Source organism: Vibrio mexicanus (assembly GCF_001012815.1).
Classification (GTDB): domain Bacteria; phylum Pseudomonadota; class Gammaproteobacteria; order Enterobacterales; family Vibrionaceae; genus Vibrio; species Vibrio mexicanus.
The window spans coordinates 20,269-38,686 of record NZ_JYJP01000095.1 but is presented as its reverse complement, the minus strand read 5'-3'; the positions used below and the strand labels follow the sequence as shown (position 1 = coordinate 38,686).

10 protein-coding genes and 3 pseudogenes are annotated in these 18,418 nt (G+C 46.2%); 4 read left to right on the top strand and 9 right to left on the bottom strand.

Annotated elements, in window-relative coordinates:
* Positions 1-47: 47 nt before the first annotated feature.
* A complete protein-coding gene (locus tag UA76_RS24780; RefSeq protein ID WP_238322300.1) occupies positions 48-1,943 on the bottom strand; it encodes a GH116 family glycosyl hydrolase in 1,896 nt (631 codons plus the stop codon).
* Positions 1,928-3,181 (bottom strand): GH116 family glycosyl-hydrolase, encoded by a 1,254-nt coding sequence (locus UA76_RS24775; RefSeq protein ID WP_238322299.1) that lies wholly within the window; start codon positions 3,179-3,181, stop codon positions 1,928-1,930. Before UA76_RS24775 ends, UA76_RS24780 begins: the two co-directional genes overlap by 16 nt.
* Before the next feature lie 65 nt (positions 3,182-3,246).
* Here UA76_RS24775 and UA76_RS13310 point away from each other — a divergent pair, with 65 nt between their 5' ends.
* The gene (locus UA76_RS13310) at positions 3,247-4,191 is read left to right on the top strand and encodes an aldose 1-epimerase (protein ID WP_047046968.1); all 945 of its coding nucleotides are present in this window, start codon (positions 3,247-3,249) and stop codon (positions 4,189-4,191) included.
* A gap of 133 nt (positions 4,192-4,324) precedes the next feature.
* Here the strand turns inward: UA76_RS13310 and UA76_RS13305 are convergent.
* The 7 genes and pseudogenes from UA76_RS13305 to UA76_RS13275 form a co-directional block, all read right to left on the bottom strand.
* Positions 4,325-6,735 (bottom strand): annotated as a pseudogene (locus tag UA76_RS13305) (glycoside hydrolase family 94 protein).
* A gap of 102 nt (positions 6,736-6,837) precedes the next feature.
* Positions 6,838-7,929: an ABC transporter ATP-binding protein gene (locus UA76_RS13300; protein WP_047046965.1), complete on the bottom strand. Its 1,092-nt coding sequence runs from the start codon at positions 7,927-7,929 to the stop codon at positions 6,838-6,840.
* Complete coding sequence (locus UA76_RS13295; RefSeq protein WP_047046962.1) at positions 7,929-9,278, bottom strand: GH1 family beta-glucosidase; 1,350 nt, start codon at positions 9,276-9,278, stop codon at positions 7,929-7,931. Before UA76_RS13295 ends, UA76_RS13300 begins: the two co-directional genes overlap by 1 nt.
* 8 nt (positions 9,279-9,286) lie before the next feature.
* Positions 9,287-10,134, bottom strand: a pseudogene (locus tag UA76_RS13290) (carbohydrate ABC transporter permease).
* 47 nt (positions 10,135-10,181) lie between these two features.
* Complete coding sequence (locus UA76_RS13285; RefSeq protein WP_047046960.1) at positions 10,182-11,171, bottom strand: carbohydrate ABC transporter permease; 990 nt, start codon at positions 11,169-11,171, stop codon at positions 10,182-10,184.
* Between the two features lie 55 nt (positions 11,172-11,226).
* Positions 11,227-12,471, bottom strand: a complete 1,245-nt coding sequence (locus tag UA76_RS13280; protein WP_047046957.1) for an ABC transporter substrate-binding protein — start codon at positions 12,469-12,471, stop codon at positions 11,227-11,229.
* Positions 12,472-12,489: 18 nt separating this feature from the next.
* Positions 12,490-13,496, bottom strand: a pseudogene (locus tag UA76_RS13275) (LacI family DNA-binding transcriptional regulator).
* A 711-nt stretch (positions 13,497-14,207) separates the two neighbouring features.
* Here UA76_RS13275 and UA76_RS13270 point away from each other — a divergent pair.
* From UA76_RS13270 to UA76_RS13260, 3 genes are all read left to right on the top strand, one after another.
* Positions 14,208-15,221, top strand: coding sequence for an HD domain-containing phosphohydrolase (locus tag UA76_RS13270; RefSeq protein ID WP_238322298.1), 1,014 nt, complete (start codon positions 14,208-14,210; stop codon positions 15,219-15,221).
* A 74-nt stretch (positions 15,222-15,295) separates the two neighbouring features.
* On the top strand, positions 15,296-17,314 hold the full coding sequence (locus UA76_RS13265; protein ID WP_047046954.1) for an MHYT domain-containing protein: 2,019 nt from the start codon (positions 15,296-15,298) through the stop codon (positions 17,312-17,314).
* Positions 17,295-18,413, top strand: coding sequence for an HDOD domain-containing protein (locus tag UA76_RS13260; protein ID WP_047046951.1), 1,119 nt, complete (start codon positions 17,295-17,297; stop codon positions 18,411-18,413). The genes UA76_RS13265 and UA76_RS13260 overlap by 20 nt, the downstream gene beginning before the upstream one ends.
* Positions 18,414-18,418 lie beyond the last annotated feature (5 nt).

The following is an 18,418-nucleotide window of genomic DNA, read 5'->3' as shown; positions in this document are numbered from 1 at the left end:
AGGCAGCTCACCTTTTTCAAAACAGCTCTGAATTATTCCGCCCTTTCTTATACAGATAATGAGTTATACAGATAAGCGAATATCATTCCCGGTCTAAAGTAGCGTCCAGCGGTATACTTCAAGCCAGTACTGAGTAACCATTGAAGAAGCGCAGCATGCTTTTCAGGATCAATCGAACCTGACAGCTGTTTTGAAAATGCTTCTAGGCTTACTGCTAAGTCAGGATTTACGCGGCCATCAGTAAGTAGAGCTTGAATTTCCACTAAGGTTGCAAACCACTGGCTCGCCTCAGCCTCGCTAATTGCGAACTCATCTCTGAGCGATAATTCATCTACAGCCACTGAGCAGTTGAAGCCCTCTGGGGCCGCAAATGGAATCTTAGCTAAGTGATACAGAGCCTGATAAAGCGTATCCATCAGTGTTGTTGACTGCTGAGATTTACCCGCTAATCTCATCGCCGTTGCCACACTGTATTGCACACCAATCCATACATCCTGCGCTTGGAAAGCCTCATGTGGCTTACCATCTGCCAAAGTCATATTTGCTACGCCGAGCTTAGGGCTGTTGGCCACGAAGTTAGTTCGATAGGTGTAATCTAAGCAGCGCTGAACTCGTTCAGGGCTAAACAAACCTTCCATACCAATCAGCTTTAGGTAAGTGTCTGCCAGTAATGAGTCACCAAAGCTGTTGTCTGAGTCTGGTACTAAGTTTCTAAACTCGGGAGTAAAGGCTTGAGGAGCCAGTTCGATGAGTCGCTGTTTTAAATTATTTCTAACCCCAACCTTACTCAACTGCCCTTCAGCCTTTGCGCTGTTTAAGAAATCGTTAAGTTGGTTTTTGTCATCAATGCTATTTCCTGTAAGTTGCAGTCCAAGCTGCGTCAGAGCTTCATAGCCCACACCTGTAAGGTGCTTGGCTTGAACAGGCGTCACGAAGAAATGGTAGTAGCCAAGTTCTTCATCCCACAAGCTCTCTTCCACCGTGGTGAGTGCCACACGAGAGCGCTGGTTGTAATCACTCTCTAATTCACTTTCTTGCATCAAGTTCGCCAGCTTAGCTGCCGCCTTAAGGCCAGCAGCCCAAAGGCTTCCACAGTAGATTGAGATGCCATGAGATGAGAGATTATCGAAGGTATCATCCGTGCCTCGCGTTAGCGGTAAGGTATCGCCTTCTTCAACTAAGTCAGACAAGAAGTCGATACTCTCTTTCACCGCGGGCCAACATGCTTCAACTAGTTCACGATTCCCGGTTAATTGATAGTGGCGATACACCATCAGGATGTATTTAGGTGCAAGGTCTTTCCACTCTTTGACGTTATGCCAGCTGTACGCGTCAGGCTGAATGTCAAACGGGCTGCCTAAGTCGTGGATTACCGCGCCTTTAACTGCACGAACACCTTCATATTTAGTATCAACTAACTCTGCATTTGGCTTGTCTTCGTATTCCCAGTAACGACGTTTGGTGTCGTCTTCTGCAAGGATCGCCTTGGCGAACTCTTTCATCACGCAGCCATCGAGCTCAGGCAGCAAGTAGAGCAAAGAGAAAGAGCCATAGAAATACACATCCAACGAGTTAAAGAAAGGGTAATCCACGCACTCTTTCACCAAGAATTTGTCCTGCTTATCCCACACAGTCGCTTCTGCTAAGAAAGACAAAGTGTTCATCGCACTGGTCGCAAACTGCTCAGCACTGCGTGGGTCTTCGATCTTGGTTTTGGTTTGTTCTAGGTAGTCGTGTTGCTGCTGGGCGATCTGTTGCTCAATAGTCTCTAACTTAGGCAGTACGTAACCCAGCATCGCATCCGCTCGGTTCTGCTCTGCAAAGAATTGCGTGTACGCCTTATCCGACTGCCAACTGTTAAGCGCAATCTTGCTGTGATCCATCACCTGAACAAATCTTAAGTCGACACTTTCACCAGGCTCAAGTTCTACTTGCACACACACAAGGCGGATAATCCTTCGCGGCCACTGTAAATACCACGATCAAACGCATCATTAGTACGCCCGGTTTGCAACGCAGCCACAACTTGGTCATCAGCCTGAGTCGAGTACATCTGGGACTTCAACGAAACCGTTACTTTTCCGCTAGTTAACAAAGATTCTTTTGCTCGCACACCGTAAATCACTTCGCCTTCAATATCCGCCCCATAAGGTGATTCACTAGATAAGCTCACCCCTTCAAAACGCATCTCACCTTCTTGGCGACGAACGATTTGATGCTTTTGCGAAATCGGATTTTGAGTCAGGTAGCATGCAGAATCTTGAATGCCATCGCGGCCTTTACGATAAGTCGAACCAATAAGGTTTTTCAGTGGTTGAACAAGGGTCACTTGGCGGGTTTCTGAACCCGTATTTTTCAGCTCAAAATGGTTCCAGTGCAAAGGTAATGAACAAAGTTTCTTGTCGCCTTTGACGATAGGAGAAACCACTTTTCTTTCAATGACGACATCATCGAATGCTTTGTAGTCATACTCCGCCATTGGATAGAGTGCTTTGTACTCAACCTGACTGCCTGAAATCGAATCGATTTGTGATGAGTTCTGATCAGCCGCGGCCAGCTCATTTACAACGGATTCATTTACAGCCGATTCAGTTACGGCAGTAAGAGACGTCATCTCAGCACTGCGAACAACCAGTAGTCCGTTGAAGAAATCCAACGCGACCAGTATTTGTGTGCTGATCGCATTTGGGTTTTGCTTCAGAGCGAGTTTGGTTTTGGAAGAGAATTCTACATTCCACTTGTCAAAAGAAGATTTATTTGTTTTATAAAAATCTCCAGACGAAAGACTATTTTTAATAACATCAAGAACTTCACACAAATCATATTCAACCTGAGACAACTTGGCAGGGTAATATTTTAAAAAGTTACCAATATCTACAGAATCTTTTATTTTAAGATCATCAATAGAAGGTATATTCATCACTGAAACATAGAAATCATTGAAATGAATATCATCTTGAGAACAATCAATAAAGATACCGGGAATAAAACTGAAGTTCGGCGTATCACCATTTGGCGTCAAGGTAAATGCACTACCAACGCCACCCACCGCCATACCTGTGTTGTCAGGTGTTGTTGAGATCGGTGTGTACCAAGGTTGGATAAACTCAACAGCGTCACCTTTACGGCACAGATCACTCGCTTTCCCTTGGTAACTAGTATATGGAATTTTATTAATCATTTTTAAATCCATTATTGAATTATTTATATTCCTTGTTACTATCAACATCAAACGGAGATAATAACATGTTTAAAATCGACAAAGATAAATTCGGCCATTTAGATTTAATTTCAATAAACAATCATAAAAGTGGCATATCACTGCAATTAATTCCTGAATTTGGTGGAATTATTAATGAATATAAGATCAAGCATAGCCCTTTTTCATTTATTACAGGCTATCAAGATGCTGACGAACTAACCAACCATCATCCTTTCTTCTCTCGCAGCGCTAAACTCTTTCCTTTTCCTAATCGTCTCAACCTTGGTCAGTACTCATTCAATGGCAAACAGTTCTCGCTTCCGGCTAACTTTCCTTGGTCTGATCATGCGGTCCATGGTTTGCTCTACAACCAAGTCTTTGACCTGATGGATAACCATGCCGATGAAGATCATGCCAAAATCACACTCGCCTTTGAGACCCCTTCATTACATCAAGGCTTTCCTTTCGCCTTTCGCCTTGAAGTGACATACACAATCGATAACGAAGGCCTTCTTACGTGTTCCACTCAAGTCACGAATACAGGTGACTGCGCTTTCCCTATGGGAGATGCATGGCACCCTTATTTCACTCTCGGAACGACACTTGATGCCTGCGCTATCACCATGCCAAGCGGCCAAGAAGTCATTCATGACAACGATTTGCCTACTAGCCAACTCACGCCATTCAGCGAGTTTGAATCTTCAGCATCTCTGCAAGGCCGCAAGCTCAACCACTGTTATTACTTCGATGGTGAACAAGCTACCCGCATTGAACTCACTCGCCAAGATAACCTCGCTTCACTGTCTTACCAGCAAGATGCTTGTTATCCGTTTGTTCAGCTCTACACGCCAGACAACGAAGCCAGCATTGCAATTGAACCTATGACCTGTCCTGCGGATGCGTTTAACAACCAACTAGGGCTCATTGTTCTTCAACCAAACGAAACTCGCCGCTTCCAGTGGCAAGTATTGGCTCGTTACCAAGGTTAATGTCCGTTTTTGCTCTTTCGAGCTTCTTATTCCCAAGTAACCACACATCTTGAGGTTACTTGGGTATATCTTTGTCGTTTACAAAATTTGTCGTTAAAAAAGGGAGAGCGCTGTTCACGCTCTCCCGCTCTTTTTAGCCTAAAGTCACTTCTACAGTGTGCTCACCTGAGGTGAAGACTGGCGCTTTATTGCCCTCAATCACTTCACCATCTACACGCATCTCTACCACGCCTTTGCAAACGCCGTTCGGGTTGCTCACGCTAATGTGGTAAGTCGCACCACGGAACTGGCGACGCACTTTAAACTCAGGCCAATCAGCCGGAATACATGGGTCTACCACTAGGCCATCGATTTCAGGGCGTACACCCAAAATCCACTGGGTACCTGCGACATACGTCCATGAAGATGTGCCCGACAGCCATGCATTGCGTCCTAACCCGAACTGCTCGTGCTCGTCACCCAAAATGTTTTGTGGGTAGCAGTAAGGTTCTGATTCAAACGTATCAATATCGTCATTCTTCGATGCCGGGTTGATCTGCTTGTAGTATTCGTAAGCGCGTTCACCATTGCCCATTTTGGCTTCTGCAATCATTACCCATGGGTTTGAGTGCAGGAAGATCCCGCCGTTCTCTTTTGCACCCGGTGGGTAGGTTGATACGCCGCCTAAGTTAGGATCGAAACCGTTGTAGCCTGGTGTGGACAGCTTGATACCGTTTGCGGTGTTTAGCTTAGTGTAAACCGAATCTAACGCTTGTGTTGCACGCTCCTCGGTTGCAAAACCAGAGATCACAGGCCAGCTCTGACCGTTAGTGTAGATCTGACCTTGCTCATTGATATGCGAGCCAACTGGTTGGCCTTTCTCATCAAAATAGCGAATGAACCATTCACCATCCCAACCACACTCGTTCACCGTGCTTTGCATCTCTTGATACTGATCTTTGAACTGCTGAGCAAGTACTGACTCACCGCGCAACTCACACAGATCAAGCATATCTAGCAGTGCTTTACCGTACATGTTCGCTACCATCATAGACTCAGCGCCCGTGGGTAGATTCACTGTGTCATTCCAGTCAGCAAAGCCTAAAAGAGGTAAACCGTGTTGGCCTTTATTGGTGTAGGTAAAGTTGATTGAGCGGCATAGGTGATCCCAAACTGTCCCCGTTTCAACTGGGTTACCTTGCTTATCTTTTTGATAGAAAGGAATCTCTTTGTTTAGGAAGTCAGCATTACCTGACTCTTTCACATATTGAGTCACCGCGTAGATGATCCACAGGTGATCGTCGCATAGTAATCCGGGCGATCTTCCTCTTCGCGCGAGTCACCTGCATTAGCTTCCATCGTAGATGGGAAGAACTGGTGCATTGCCGAGCCATCAGTATTTTGCACCGACAGTAAGCGCTCAATGAACTCACGCGCTTCTTCTGGCATATGAGTAATCACACCCAACGTATCTTGCGATGAATCACGGAAACCGATGCCGCGAGCCCCGTAGCCTAATTGGTAAAGTGATAAGTAACGCGACCAGTTCTTAGTCGTATGACACTGACGTGGGTTATGAATGTTGAGCATTGAGTTCATAGCAGCGTCAGGCGTTTCAACTTGAACCGTTGCTAAGTAGTCATCCCAGTGCTCACCGAGTTCTTGGAAGGCAGCATCCACATTCGCCAAATCACGGTACTTCGCCATGATTGGCTCTGCCGCCTCAAGGCTTTCCATCTGAGTCAGCTGCACAACTGTGCGCTCGGTTTGCTCTGGCTCTAGCCAACCCAGACGCAAGTTCAATGCGCCGATGTTGTCGCCACGCAAACACTCATTGTTACCCAGTTCTTTAGCTTCAATCGCTTGCGGTGCAGCCCAGCTGCCATACCCCATGTTGCCTAGGAACTTCTGACGGTCGCCATCAAATGATGTGGCTGAGCGGTCCGCGGTCATTAGGTTCACGGCGTAGTCACGCTTCATGAACGCGTACTGTTCAAGTACCGTGTGGCCTGTTTCATTCTGATGCGCCTTCAACGTCATCGTTTGTGGCACCCAGTCCGCATTTAGCAGCTGTTTTAGCGCATCGAAGTGAGTGAACTCATATACCGGTACTACATCAACGTGCAGACGTTTGTCTGAAATGTTCGTGATTTTGATATCTTGTAGAAGAACTTGATCAGACTTAGGCACAAAGAAGGTGGTTTCACAGCGCACACCAAAAGCTTCTGCCAAGATAGTGGTGTAAGACAAACCAGTATGGTTTTCGAACTTGTCTAATGGCTTTAGAGTTGGCGTGTAGAAAGGTGAAAAAACCTCAAATTGACCCGATTCGTCGGTCACTTTTAGGTATAAAGTCGAGCCTTTAAAGTCTGAATTTGGCAACTGAGCAATGTATTTAGTGATGCGGTTAAGCGCAGGGTCGCCCTTACATAGCAGCACCCCACCATTACTATCGACCAAACCGCCAAACTCCAAGGTACCCACATAGTTACACCATTTGATTGGTGTGCATGGCGTTGTTGCTACGTATTCTTTGTTTTTATCGTCAAAATATCCGAATTTCATCGTCACTATCCCTAGCCTCTCCCTTTTTCCTTTTCCTAGCCAGAAAAGGAGGGAGAAGCTGAATCAAAATAAACAAGCGTTAAAAAAAGGGAACTGAGTTACTTAGCTCGCCAAAGAGTTCTCACTCAATGCATCGAACAAGTGAATAGAATCAAGGTCGAGGTACAAGGTCACTTCATCCACATCCAACTCTGCTGCTTGGGTTTCAACCATTAGTGGCTGACCGGCAATCTCTGTTTTTAGTAGGATGCTCGCACCGAGTAGCTCTTTGTCTTTGATTTTCACCTTGAATGGCAACACGCGGTCATGATCCACTTGCTCTGCACGTAGATGAACATCGGTTGGGCGAACACCAAAGTGTAGCGCTAGGTTTTTCGAAGCTAAGGCTTTAAAACGTTCTGGCAGTGGGATAAGAACATCACCTAGCTCAACAAAGAACTCGCCGTCTTTGTCGATCAGTTTTGCATCCAGCATGTTCATTGATGGGTTACCAATGAACTGGGCCACGAACTTGTTCGCAGGGCGTTGGAACACTTCTGTCGGCGTACCGACTTGCGCTACATAACCATCTTTTAGAATTACTATGCGGTCAGCCAGTGTCATCGCTTCGATTTGGTCGTGCGTCACGTAGATTGTGGTTGTTTTAAGCTCACGGTGAAGCTGCTTGATCTCTTCACGCATCACACCACGAAGCTTAGCATCAAGGTTCGATAGCGGCTCATCAAACAGGAATACCTTAGGTGTACGAACCATCGCGCGGCCCATGGCAACACGCTGACGCTGACCACCAGAAAGCTCTTTTGGCTTACGACTTAATAGTGGTTCTAGCTCAAGCATTTTTGCCGCTTTACGCACTTCAACATCAATTTCATCTTTCGGCATGCCTTTTAGCTTTAGCGCGAATGCGATGTTTTCGTAAACCGTCATATGTGGGTAAAGAGCGTAGCTTTGGAATACCATTGCTAAGTCACGATCTTTCGCATCAATCTTGTTCATGAGTTTATCACCCACGTAGATGTCGCCCGAAGAGATGGTTTCTAAACCTGCTAGCATGCGCAGCGTGGTCGATTTACCACAGCCAGATGGACCAAGGAATACGACAAACTCGCCGTCTTCTACCGTGAAGTCAAAGTGTTTAACAACGTCAACGTCGCCAAATGATTTTTTGATGTTTTTAAATTCTACTTTAGCCATTATTTGTTCTCCTCAGCGCGCTCAATCAACATGTTGCGGTAAGCAATGGCGCTCTGTTTTAGGGTTCTTTGTTGAGTTTGATAATCGACATGGACAATGCCAAAGCGCTGCTCGTAGCCAAATGCCCATTCAAAGTTGTCCATCAAACTCCATGCGAAGTAACCTTTAACGGCTACGCCCGCGTTCATTGCGTTGTCGAGTGCTTCTAGGTGTGTTTGAAAGTAACGCACTCGTTGCTCGTCGTTCACGACTCCACCGCTGCACTGGTCATCACCAGCCGCACCATTTTCTGTAATGTAGATAGGAGGCAAGTTGTCGTGGCGATCTTTCAGGCTAACTAACAGGTCAGTTAACCCTTGTGGGTAGATTTCCCAACCAATGTGAGTGTGCTCCGCACCTTCGATTTGCACTTTTTCGATGTCGCCATTTTCATCAAAGCGCACTACATCACGTGAGTAGTAATTAATACCGATGTAATCAACAGCCTCACTGATAATGTCCATGTCGCCTTCAAGTACCATCGGCGCTTTATCTAAAATTCGATCTAGCACTATTTGTGGGTACTCGCCTTTCAACACAGGATCGATGAACCAGTGGTGATTCTCGGCCGCGGCATAATCAGCTGCCAACTGGTCTTTATCAGCCTGCGGATAGGCAGGCGAAGCATTAAACACTATCCCATGCTGCGCCAGCGGTGCATTCTCACGCAGAACTGGCATAGCTAGGCCATGAGCCAACATCAGATGGTGTGAGGCGAGAAAGCCCTCTCTTTCACCCACAATACCAGGGGCATGATGGCCCCAGCGGTAGCCCAAGAATGCCGACACAAAAGGCTCATTTAACGTGGTGTACACATCAATTTTATTACCAAAGTGTTCACTCACGACCTTTGCATAGTCGGCAAACTTGTACGCCGTTTCGCGGTTTAACCAACCACCTTTGTCTTCAAGGTATTGAGGAAGATCCCAGTGATAAAGCGTAACGTATACCTTCAGACCTCGAGCATGACACTCGTCGATGATCCGTTCATAGAAAGCAAGGCCCTCAGGGTTGACTAGCCCCTGTTGGGGAACAATACGTGGCCATGCAATCGACAAACGGTATGCATCGACACCCAACCCTTGGATCATCTCAATGTCTTGCTGCCAAAGGTGGTAGTGGTCGCAGGCAACATCACCGTGATCGCCTTTATCTACCTTACCCGGGACTTTGCAAAACGTATCCCAGATAGAAGGCGTTCGACCGCCTTCTTCAACGCCCCCTTCGATTTGGTATGACGACGTCGCCACACCAAATACGAACTCAGGCTGTTTCATTAGAGAATGATTTGGAAGCTCAAACTTGTTCATATCAAACCCTAACCTTTCACTGCGCCAGAGGTTAAGCCACTGATCATCTGTTTAGAGGCGAACAGATACGTAATCACAAGCGGCAAGATTGAGATAGTGGTACCGAGCATTACTGCGCCCCAAGGCGTGTTTGGAATACCTTGTACGCTTCGTAGTGCCTGTGTAATCACATAGTTATCTGGTGAGTTCAGTACCACCAGCGGTTGCATGAACATGTTCCAGAAGAAGACAAACTGTACGATGGCAAGTGTTGCCAAAGCCGGCTTCATCAGCGGTAGGACCACGCTCCAGTACGTTCTGAACTCGCCTGCACCATCAAGTTTGGCCGCTTCCAGTAGCTCTTTTGGAATCGAAGCAATCACATGTTGACGCATTAGGAAGATACCAAATGGCGTTGCCGTGAATGGAAGCCAAACCGCAATATGGTTATCCAGTAGCCCTAGGAATTTCACAATCATGAAGTATGGGATAAGGCTAAGCACAGGCGGAATCGCCATAGAGCCAACCAACATACCGAACAGAATGTTCTTACCTTTAAACTTGTAAACCGCGAACGCGTAACCACCCATGCTACAAAACAGCAGCGAGATAGTTGTGCCTAGGAATGCAACGTAAATAGAGTTAAACATTGCTCTCCAGAAAGGCATGATTTCAAGCAGTTGAGCGTAGTTGTACGCTAGCTATCGCCAATTGCTAGGCTAATGCCTGTACCAAAGATTTCCGAGCGGTCGCGCGTTGAAAGCAGTGCCGACCAAACAAATGGAAATACCGTCACAATCGCTGAAATAATCAGAATTGTTGCCAGAAACACCATCGCAATCTTAGTCAGAATGTAAATGGTGCGATCGCTTGGCATCAGAGCAGCCAGTGGCGATGAATTTGTCTTAGTTGAAGTCGTCATTCCTATTGCTCCCCTAAGCCTTTCTTGCCAAAGAACAAGAACTGAACTGCGGTACACGTTGCGATAAGCGCAAACAGTAACCAAGAAATTGCCGATGCCGTACCCATCTCTAGCCATTCCCAACCCACTTTGTATAGGTACATTGAGATTGTTAGACCAGACTGACCTGTACCACCGCTACCACGAGTTAGAACGAACGGTTCTTCGAATAGCTGTAAGTTGCCAATGATGGTCATGGTGATGGCGAAGAAGATAAATGGACGAATCATTGGTAATGAAATGTGCCAGAAACGGTGGAACGCGTTAGCGCCATCCATACGAGCCGCTTCTAAGATGTCTTTTGGAATCGTCATCAAGCCCGTTGTGTATAGTACGATGTTAAAACCTGTGTACTTCCAGAAGATCACAATCGCGATTGACGGTTTGATCATGGTGGCATCGTCTAGCCAACGAATTGGCTGGAATTCATGTACCCAACCAAAAGCCCAACCTAGGAAGGTGCTGTCAGCCAGAGCAATCAAGGTTTGGTTGATGATGCCCGAATTTGGCGAATACATATTGAAGAAGATAAGCGACGCTGCGACCGTTGAAGTGATGAACGGAAGGAAATACGCCGATGTTAGCCAATGACGAAGGCGATCGCCCATTGAAACCAACATGTAAGCCACTGGAATCGCGACTAAGTGCTGCGCAACACCTGATGTGATGGCTAGCCATACCGTATTCTTGAGTGAACGCCATAGCCACGGGTCTGTCAGTGCGATGTGGTAGTTTTCAAACCCAACAAACTCCATCGCATCCATACCCTCAACCGGGTTCCACATCTGAAACGATAGATAAACAGAGAACAGTAATGGGAAAATCCCAAATACCGAGAAGATGACCAGAAACGGCAGAAGGAACCCATACGGTGTAAGCGCTTTCAAACTCAGACGAGAAAAAAGGCTTTTACGCTCATTAGTTTCCATGACATTGCTCGCTGCGTGATTCATGTGAACGACCTCTTACAAAGGAGGCGTTTGCACGCCTCCAAACTTACCAATAAAATTACATGTTACGTGTGCGACGCTGAATGAGACGTTCTGCCTCTTTCAGTGCTGTTTCGATGTCTTTTCCTTCATCTAGCACTTCCATTAGTGCGTTTTCTAGGATGATTGAACGTGCAACGTGGTCGCCCTTCGCTGGCTGAACTGGCTTGATGTTTTGCGCTACTTCAGCAAATACCAAGCGCGCTTTCTGACCACCTAGGAACGCCACTTCTTCTTGGAACAAGTCGTCGTCGTAAGTCGTTGTGTTTGCTGGGAATGCTGCGATCGTTTCGAAGTGTTTTAGCTGAACATCGCGATCCGTTGTCATGTATTCAATCAGCTGCCAAGCTTCATCTTGGTTTGATGATTGAGTTGGAATAGATAGGAATGAACCACCCCAGCTGCCGTAGATGCCATCTGGTAGGTTCTCAACGCCCCACATACCTGCAGTGTCTGGCGCAATCCAGTTGTTTAGGTGACCCAGTAGCCATGCACCCGAAAGTTGAGTTGCGAATGTACCGTTACGGAAACCTTCATACCATTCGTTAGACCAAGCTAGAATGCGTCCGTCTAGGCCTTTGTCGCGGATCTCTTTTGCAACCGTAAAGGCATGTACAAAACGCTCAGAAGTCACTACCGGCTTACCGTCCATATCGAAGTACAGACCTTCACCTTCTGGTACTGTTGTGAAGATGATCGCTTGTGCTACGTCAGCTGCCGAAGCAATCAGTTGAACGTTTTGCTCTTTTAGTTTCTCACCCGCCGCAATGTATGAATCCCAATCTTTGATTGCTTCTTCAACATCGATGCCTGCTTTTTCAAAAATGTCTGTACGGTAGTACATCACACCAGGTCCAAGGTCTACTGGAATACCGTAAACGTCGCCATCTGAACCTTTACCTTGTGCCCAAGCGTAAGGCGCAAAGCGCTCTTGGTATTTGTCTGCACCGTATTGCTCAGACAGGTTAACGAGACCGCCTGATGCTACGAAAGGACCAATTTTCTCAACATCAACAACAATAACGTCGCCTGCACCAGAGCCTGTCGCAAGGTTAGTTGTCAGCTTCGTGTGGTGGTCACCATGGTTGTTCATCAGGTAATCCACTTTGATGCCTGACTCTTTTTCGAAGTCTGGAAGTAGCACTTTCAGGCTGCTATCAAAGTCTGGAAATCCATCAAAACGAATCTGTTTATCGGCAGCCGTCGCTGTTGCAGCAAGTCCTAAAGCAACAGCACTTGTTAGCGCTAAAGTCTTGAATTTCATTTGTTATCCTTAATGTTTTTATAGGGTATTGAGTAGGTTCTGAACCGAATTCCGTGTCACCAACGATGGCGAAAGCTTGAAATTCACATCACGTTTATTTTTATTAAGTTTTTGAATAGTGAGCTGTACCGCTTCAATGCTCATCTGCTCGATAGGGAAGTTGATGGTCGTTAAGCCAGGGGTTAAATAACGAGCGAAAAGAATATTGTCGAATCCTACGAGCGACACATCCTCTGGAACCGAAACTCCTTCACTGCGCAACACTTCAAATGCGCCAAACGCCATGTGATCATTCGATGCGAAAATCGCACTAAAATCACAGCCACGTTTAAGCAATTTCTTCATTGCACTCACACCCGTCTCTTCGGTGAAACCCGCCTCAGAAACCAGTGTTTCGTTATACTCCAAGCCCGCCTCTTCTAATGCCTTTCGATAACCTTGCAGACGCCCCCGTGCATCTGACTTATCGAGCGGCCCAGTGATACAAGCGATCTCTTTGTGCCCCATGTTGATTAGATGTTGAGTCGCGAGCTTCCCCCAAGTTCGTTATCAATATCTATACAGCTCAACGCCATCTCAGGTACAAATCGGTTTACAAGAACCACCGAGATGCCCTGCTCTTCTAAAGCGATTAAATAGTCGTCACTCAGGTGCTGAGCGTGCAGAATTAGCGCATCCACCCTTCGCCCTAATAAAAACTCTACAGACTCACGTTGCCCCTGCTCTGTATTGGATCCCGCTGTCACCACCGCGTGGTAACCAAAGCGTCTTAGGTTCTCTTCCAAACAGTGCAAAATGCCTGAGAAGAAGGGACCACCAAGCTCTGGTACAACAATGCCTACGCTCCCAGTGCGACTTGAGGCTAAAGCTTGTGCGATGGAGTTCGGGCGATAGCCCAGCTCTTTAATCGCTTTTTCCACTTTGAGCTTTTTGTCGTGGCTGACTCGGCTCGTACCATTAATGACTCGCGATACGGTTGCCTGAGACACACCTGCGTACTCAGAAACATGCTTAATTGTTGCCAAAGGAACCTCAATACTGACTTAACTTGAAACCGCTTACAGGGGCAGTATTGTCAAAACAGCCAATAGGGTATGTGAGTCCAATCACAGTCCAATTTGAGTGAAAAACGCCAATTTTCGAAAGATTGAAAGCTCCAACAGTTTCGATTCTCGCCATGAAACAGTTTCATGAGAGCGCTTTCATGAAGAGGGTAGAAAGTGGCGTAAGGTCACATTTATCAAGGCCTGAAAGAGATTTACAGCCTGTTTAAATAGAACGAAAAAGATAGAAAGAAGATATAGCACAACACACCTAATGAGCATTGACGACAGCAAATTAGAGAAATACCACGCTTCTCCTAGGCATTTCTTTATCATGAACGTCCCCTCCAACAAACAACCTAACGCTTTACCAATCCTAAGTTGCCTTACTAGTAGATAAACAATTAACCGACCACCATGATTGATTTTTCTACTTTGCCCACATCTTGATAAATCCAATTCGACCAACGACGTTATATCCACTTTTTTGGGTCATACAACAAAACCAAGCTGTACTACACTTAAATTAGTGCAACTTGTTGAGTAAATTAGTATGGGCAATACCGTTTTGTTGGTCGATGATGAAGTGAATATCACCAACTCGTTCCGGCGAACACTGCGCAATCATGTCAAACTTGAGGTAGCTAACTCTGGCAAGAAGCCTTAGCGAAGTTTGCGCAAAAGCAATACTCAGTGGTCGTGTCTGATATGAAGATGCCCGGCATGAGTGGATTAGAGCTATTGGAAAAAATTAAAAACCAATCTCCCGATACAGTCAGGATGATGTTTACGGGTAATTCAGACCAAAAAACCGCCGTCGATGCGGTTAACATTGGTGATATTTTCCGTTTCATCAACAAACCCTGCTCGCCACAAGACTTGTTAGCACATTTGAAAGCCGCTCAAAAACAACACGATCTGATCATGGCGGAAAAAGTACTGCTCAACAAAACCTTAAAAGGCGTAATCAGCGTCCTCACCGAAGTGATTCGGATGGTTAACCCAGAACAAACTCAGTACAGCAACCGAGTCATTTCTCACATGCAAAACTTAGCACGCGCGGCTGGAATGAAACCCCATTGGAGTTTCGAACCCATGGTTGAGCTATCGCAACTCGGTCACATACTGTTTCCTGACAAAACATCGGATAATCCGATGCCCTCCGCATCGGGTTTGCAGCTACATGCACCCGAGTTAGCTGCCGATCTAATTAAGAAAATTCCTCGCCTCGAATCTATTGGCCGCGCCATTTTGTATCAATCCAAATGCTTTAACGGGGAAGGCTTACCCATGGATGATATCGCTGGAAAAGACATTCCTCTCGGCGCCCGAATGCTAAAGATCACCTGCGACTACGCAAGACTTGAAGGGCAAAAAAACTCAACCCTCGAGGCTAGAGAACAGATGCAGGAAGCTTCGGTGCATTACGACCCAGATTTGCTCGCCGCGTTTTTCAAATACCTCGACGCGAACACGACCCAAGTTAAAGTCGACCTAATCAGCTTAACCACTGAGATGATCATTGAAGAAGAGCTCTTTACCGACCGAGGACAACTTGTCGCAACCAAGGGGCAGCGCGTAACGGAAGCATTACTCAACATCATTTGCCACTGTATTGAGAACCGAGCAATGTCTGGAACGGTCACCGTTTCTCTTATTGAAGAAGCCGGAGCACAAGCCACTCCGTCACCGAATTATGAGATCTAACAAGCAACCCTGTTGGCTAGGGTTTTCTATTTTTGACAAGGACATGTTGAAAAAGAACGATAAGGATAAATCACATGATCGAATTTTGGCGTTTTCACAGTGTAAATTCCACGCTATACATGCCGATTGAAGGGCATCTCAACATCGGCTTAGTTGGTTTGTCGGTTGCCATCTCCATTATCGCTGCCTACTCCTACCTCATCATCATTGACCGCATTTGGCAATCCAATCAACCATCCACCATCACTGTGTGGAAGATTTTGGGTAGCGTCGTATTTGGCTTGGGCGTTTGGGCGATGCACTTTACTGCGATGCTGGCCTACATGTTGCCAGTCGCGATGAGCTACAACATTGCCCTTACTCTCATCTCACTCTTTCCTCCAATGATTGGCGCCTACGTCGTATTCGACGTACTTCACAAACAGCGATTCTCGTTTATTGATTGCCAAATTTGCGCATTAAGTTTAGCCGTGGGTATTGGCAGCATGCATTACCTAGGCATGGAAGCGATGACGGTTGACGCCACCATGACGTATAGCCTACCAATGTTCGCATTGTCGATTATGGTTGCTTATCTGTTTGCCTCTGTCGCCATTCTACTGATTAAGCGTCACCACAAGGCGAATACTAAAAGCATACTCCACCGTATCGTCACTTCTGTAGTGATGGGGTTTTCCGTCGCGGGCATGCACTATACCGCCATGGAAGCGGTGCGCTTTCACGTTGAAAATGACTGGGTTTCTACAGGCATGAACATGGGTAATAGCTCAACTGTGGCTTTAGTTGTGACCTTTTTTGTCATTATGGTATTTGCCGCTACTCTCATTAGTTCGATTGTCGACAGCCAACTGCAGAATGCCAATGTTTCACTTGAAGCCAGTATGGGACGAGAAAAAGACATTCTCGACAGTCTCACGGATGGGCTACTCATCGTCGATGAAGAGGGAAAAATCGATAGTACCAATGCAATGGTGGCACAAATGTTTGGTTTTGAAGATGGCTGTATGACCGGGCAAAGTCTCAGCCGCATCATCCCGAACCTTGATGCTGAGACCGTAAAAAATACATCAGAAAACGACATCGAGCACCGTACTTCCATCACAATGGAAGGGCAGAAAGCATCGGGGAGGTCCTTCCCTATTGAGGTCAGCATATCGGCAATATCGAGTCGGCAGGACGAAAAACGTCTGTTCTGCTGTGTGGTACGCGATATCACAGCTCGAATGGAGCTAGAGCAACAACTAAGGCAATCCCAAAAGCTTGAATCGATAGGGCAACTGTCCGCCGGTATCGCTCACGAAATTAACACGCCCACCCAATATGTGTCCGACAATGCGATTTTTCTTAAAGATGCCTTCACTAACTACGCCACTATTTTGGAACAGATCAAACAACTATCATCTAGCGAAGAGAGCGACATATTCAATAAAAAACTCAACTCTATCTTAGAGGAGAACGACATTCACTTTATTGCCCAAGAAGTGCCTTTAGCACTGAATCAGTCATTAGAGGGACTCCAAAGAATAAGTAAGATCGTACGCGCAATGAAATCCTTCTCACATTCAAGCAATCACGAAAAACAAAAAGTCGATATTGCAGAAGCCATCGAATCTACTATCACCATTGCCCGTGGTGAATGGCGTTATGTGGCCACTGTAGAAACTAGTTTCGACACTATGCTCCCTCCTATCCCTTGTTTTAGAGATGAATTCAACCAAGTCGTCCTGAACTTTGTGATTAACGCGGCCCATGCAATCGAAGAAAGGTACAAAGGCGAAGAGCAAGGGGTTATCTCTATTTCAACCCAACTAGAGCAGCAGTACGCACTGATTAAAATCAAAGATAATGGTACGGGTATGCCTCAGCGTATTGTCGACCGCATCTTTGACCCTTTCTTTACGACCAAAGATGTCGGTAAAGGCACAGGGCAAGGTCTAAGCCTCGCCTACTCCGTCATTGTCGAGTTACATGGAGGCAGCATTCACACCGAAAGTACCGTTGGTCAAGGTACCGAATTCTTCATTCGTCTGCCGTTAGAACTTGCACAACCCGTCGACCAAAAGGAGTCAGTCCATGAAAATTCTATTGGTTGATGATGAAGTCATGATCCTTAACGGGCTTAAACGCGCTCTATTCGGGACGGGTTGGAAAATACTGACAGCGACTAGCGGTGAAGACGCGTTAGATATGCTTAAGGTTGAAAGCGTCGATATGATAATCTCGGACATGATGATGCCGGGTATGGATGGCTCGCAGTTACTCAAAGCGGTCAGCGAACAGTATCCTGGAATAATCCGCGCTTCTTTGTCAGGATATTCAGAGCCGAAAGTGGCGATAAAAGGCGGCTTCTTCGCTCACCAATCTTTCATGAAGCCTTGTGAGCCAGCGGTTATCATCGCCGAAATTAAAAAGATCAACGACATTCTCACTCTCTTCCCCGACAAAGTTATCCAGCAGGCCATAGGAAAATTAACCACGTTACCCTCACCGCCGAGAGTCTTTTTTGAAACCAAACGCCTCCTTGATGATGGCCATTCATCAATGCACGAGATTGCGACAACGATCAGTCAGGACCCCGCTATCTGTGCCAAAGTCCTTCAAGTTGCCAACAGCGCTATGTTCCGAGGCACAAAAGAGATTGGCAGTATCGATGAGGCCATCACCCGCTTAGGTAGTCAAATCGTAACCAACCTGATCGCCATGCTTGAGGTGTATGCTGTCTCACTCAACGAACCAAGTAAACCATTAGAATCTATTCAAAATCATAGTCTACAGGTCGCTAAACTCGCTCAAAAGCTCGGCGATAATGAAAGTAAAGACTTAACATTCTTGGTCGGTATTCTTCACCAAGTTGGTGAAGTGGTAAGAATGAAAATTGCGCCCAAACTAATGAAAGCCTACCTAGATCCTGCAACTAAGGGACAAGATAAGTCCCATTTAGAAAAACACCTGTTCCATACTCGTTCTGAACAGCTTGGTGGCTACCTACTGCATTTTTGGGGTTTTCCATTGACCATCATTGAGAACATTTTGATCATCAATGAGCCGAAAAAGTTGATGGAAGTGCCATTTGGCCCTGCGTGTGCGGTCTATATTGCGCGCTGCCTCATCGACAACAAAGAAATCGACGAGGACATCATTACGCACTTCCAACTTGAAGATAAAATCTCCCATTGGCAACGCACAGCTTAATCGAA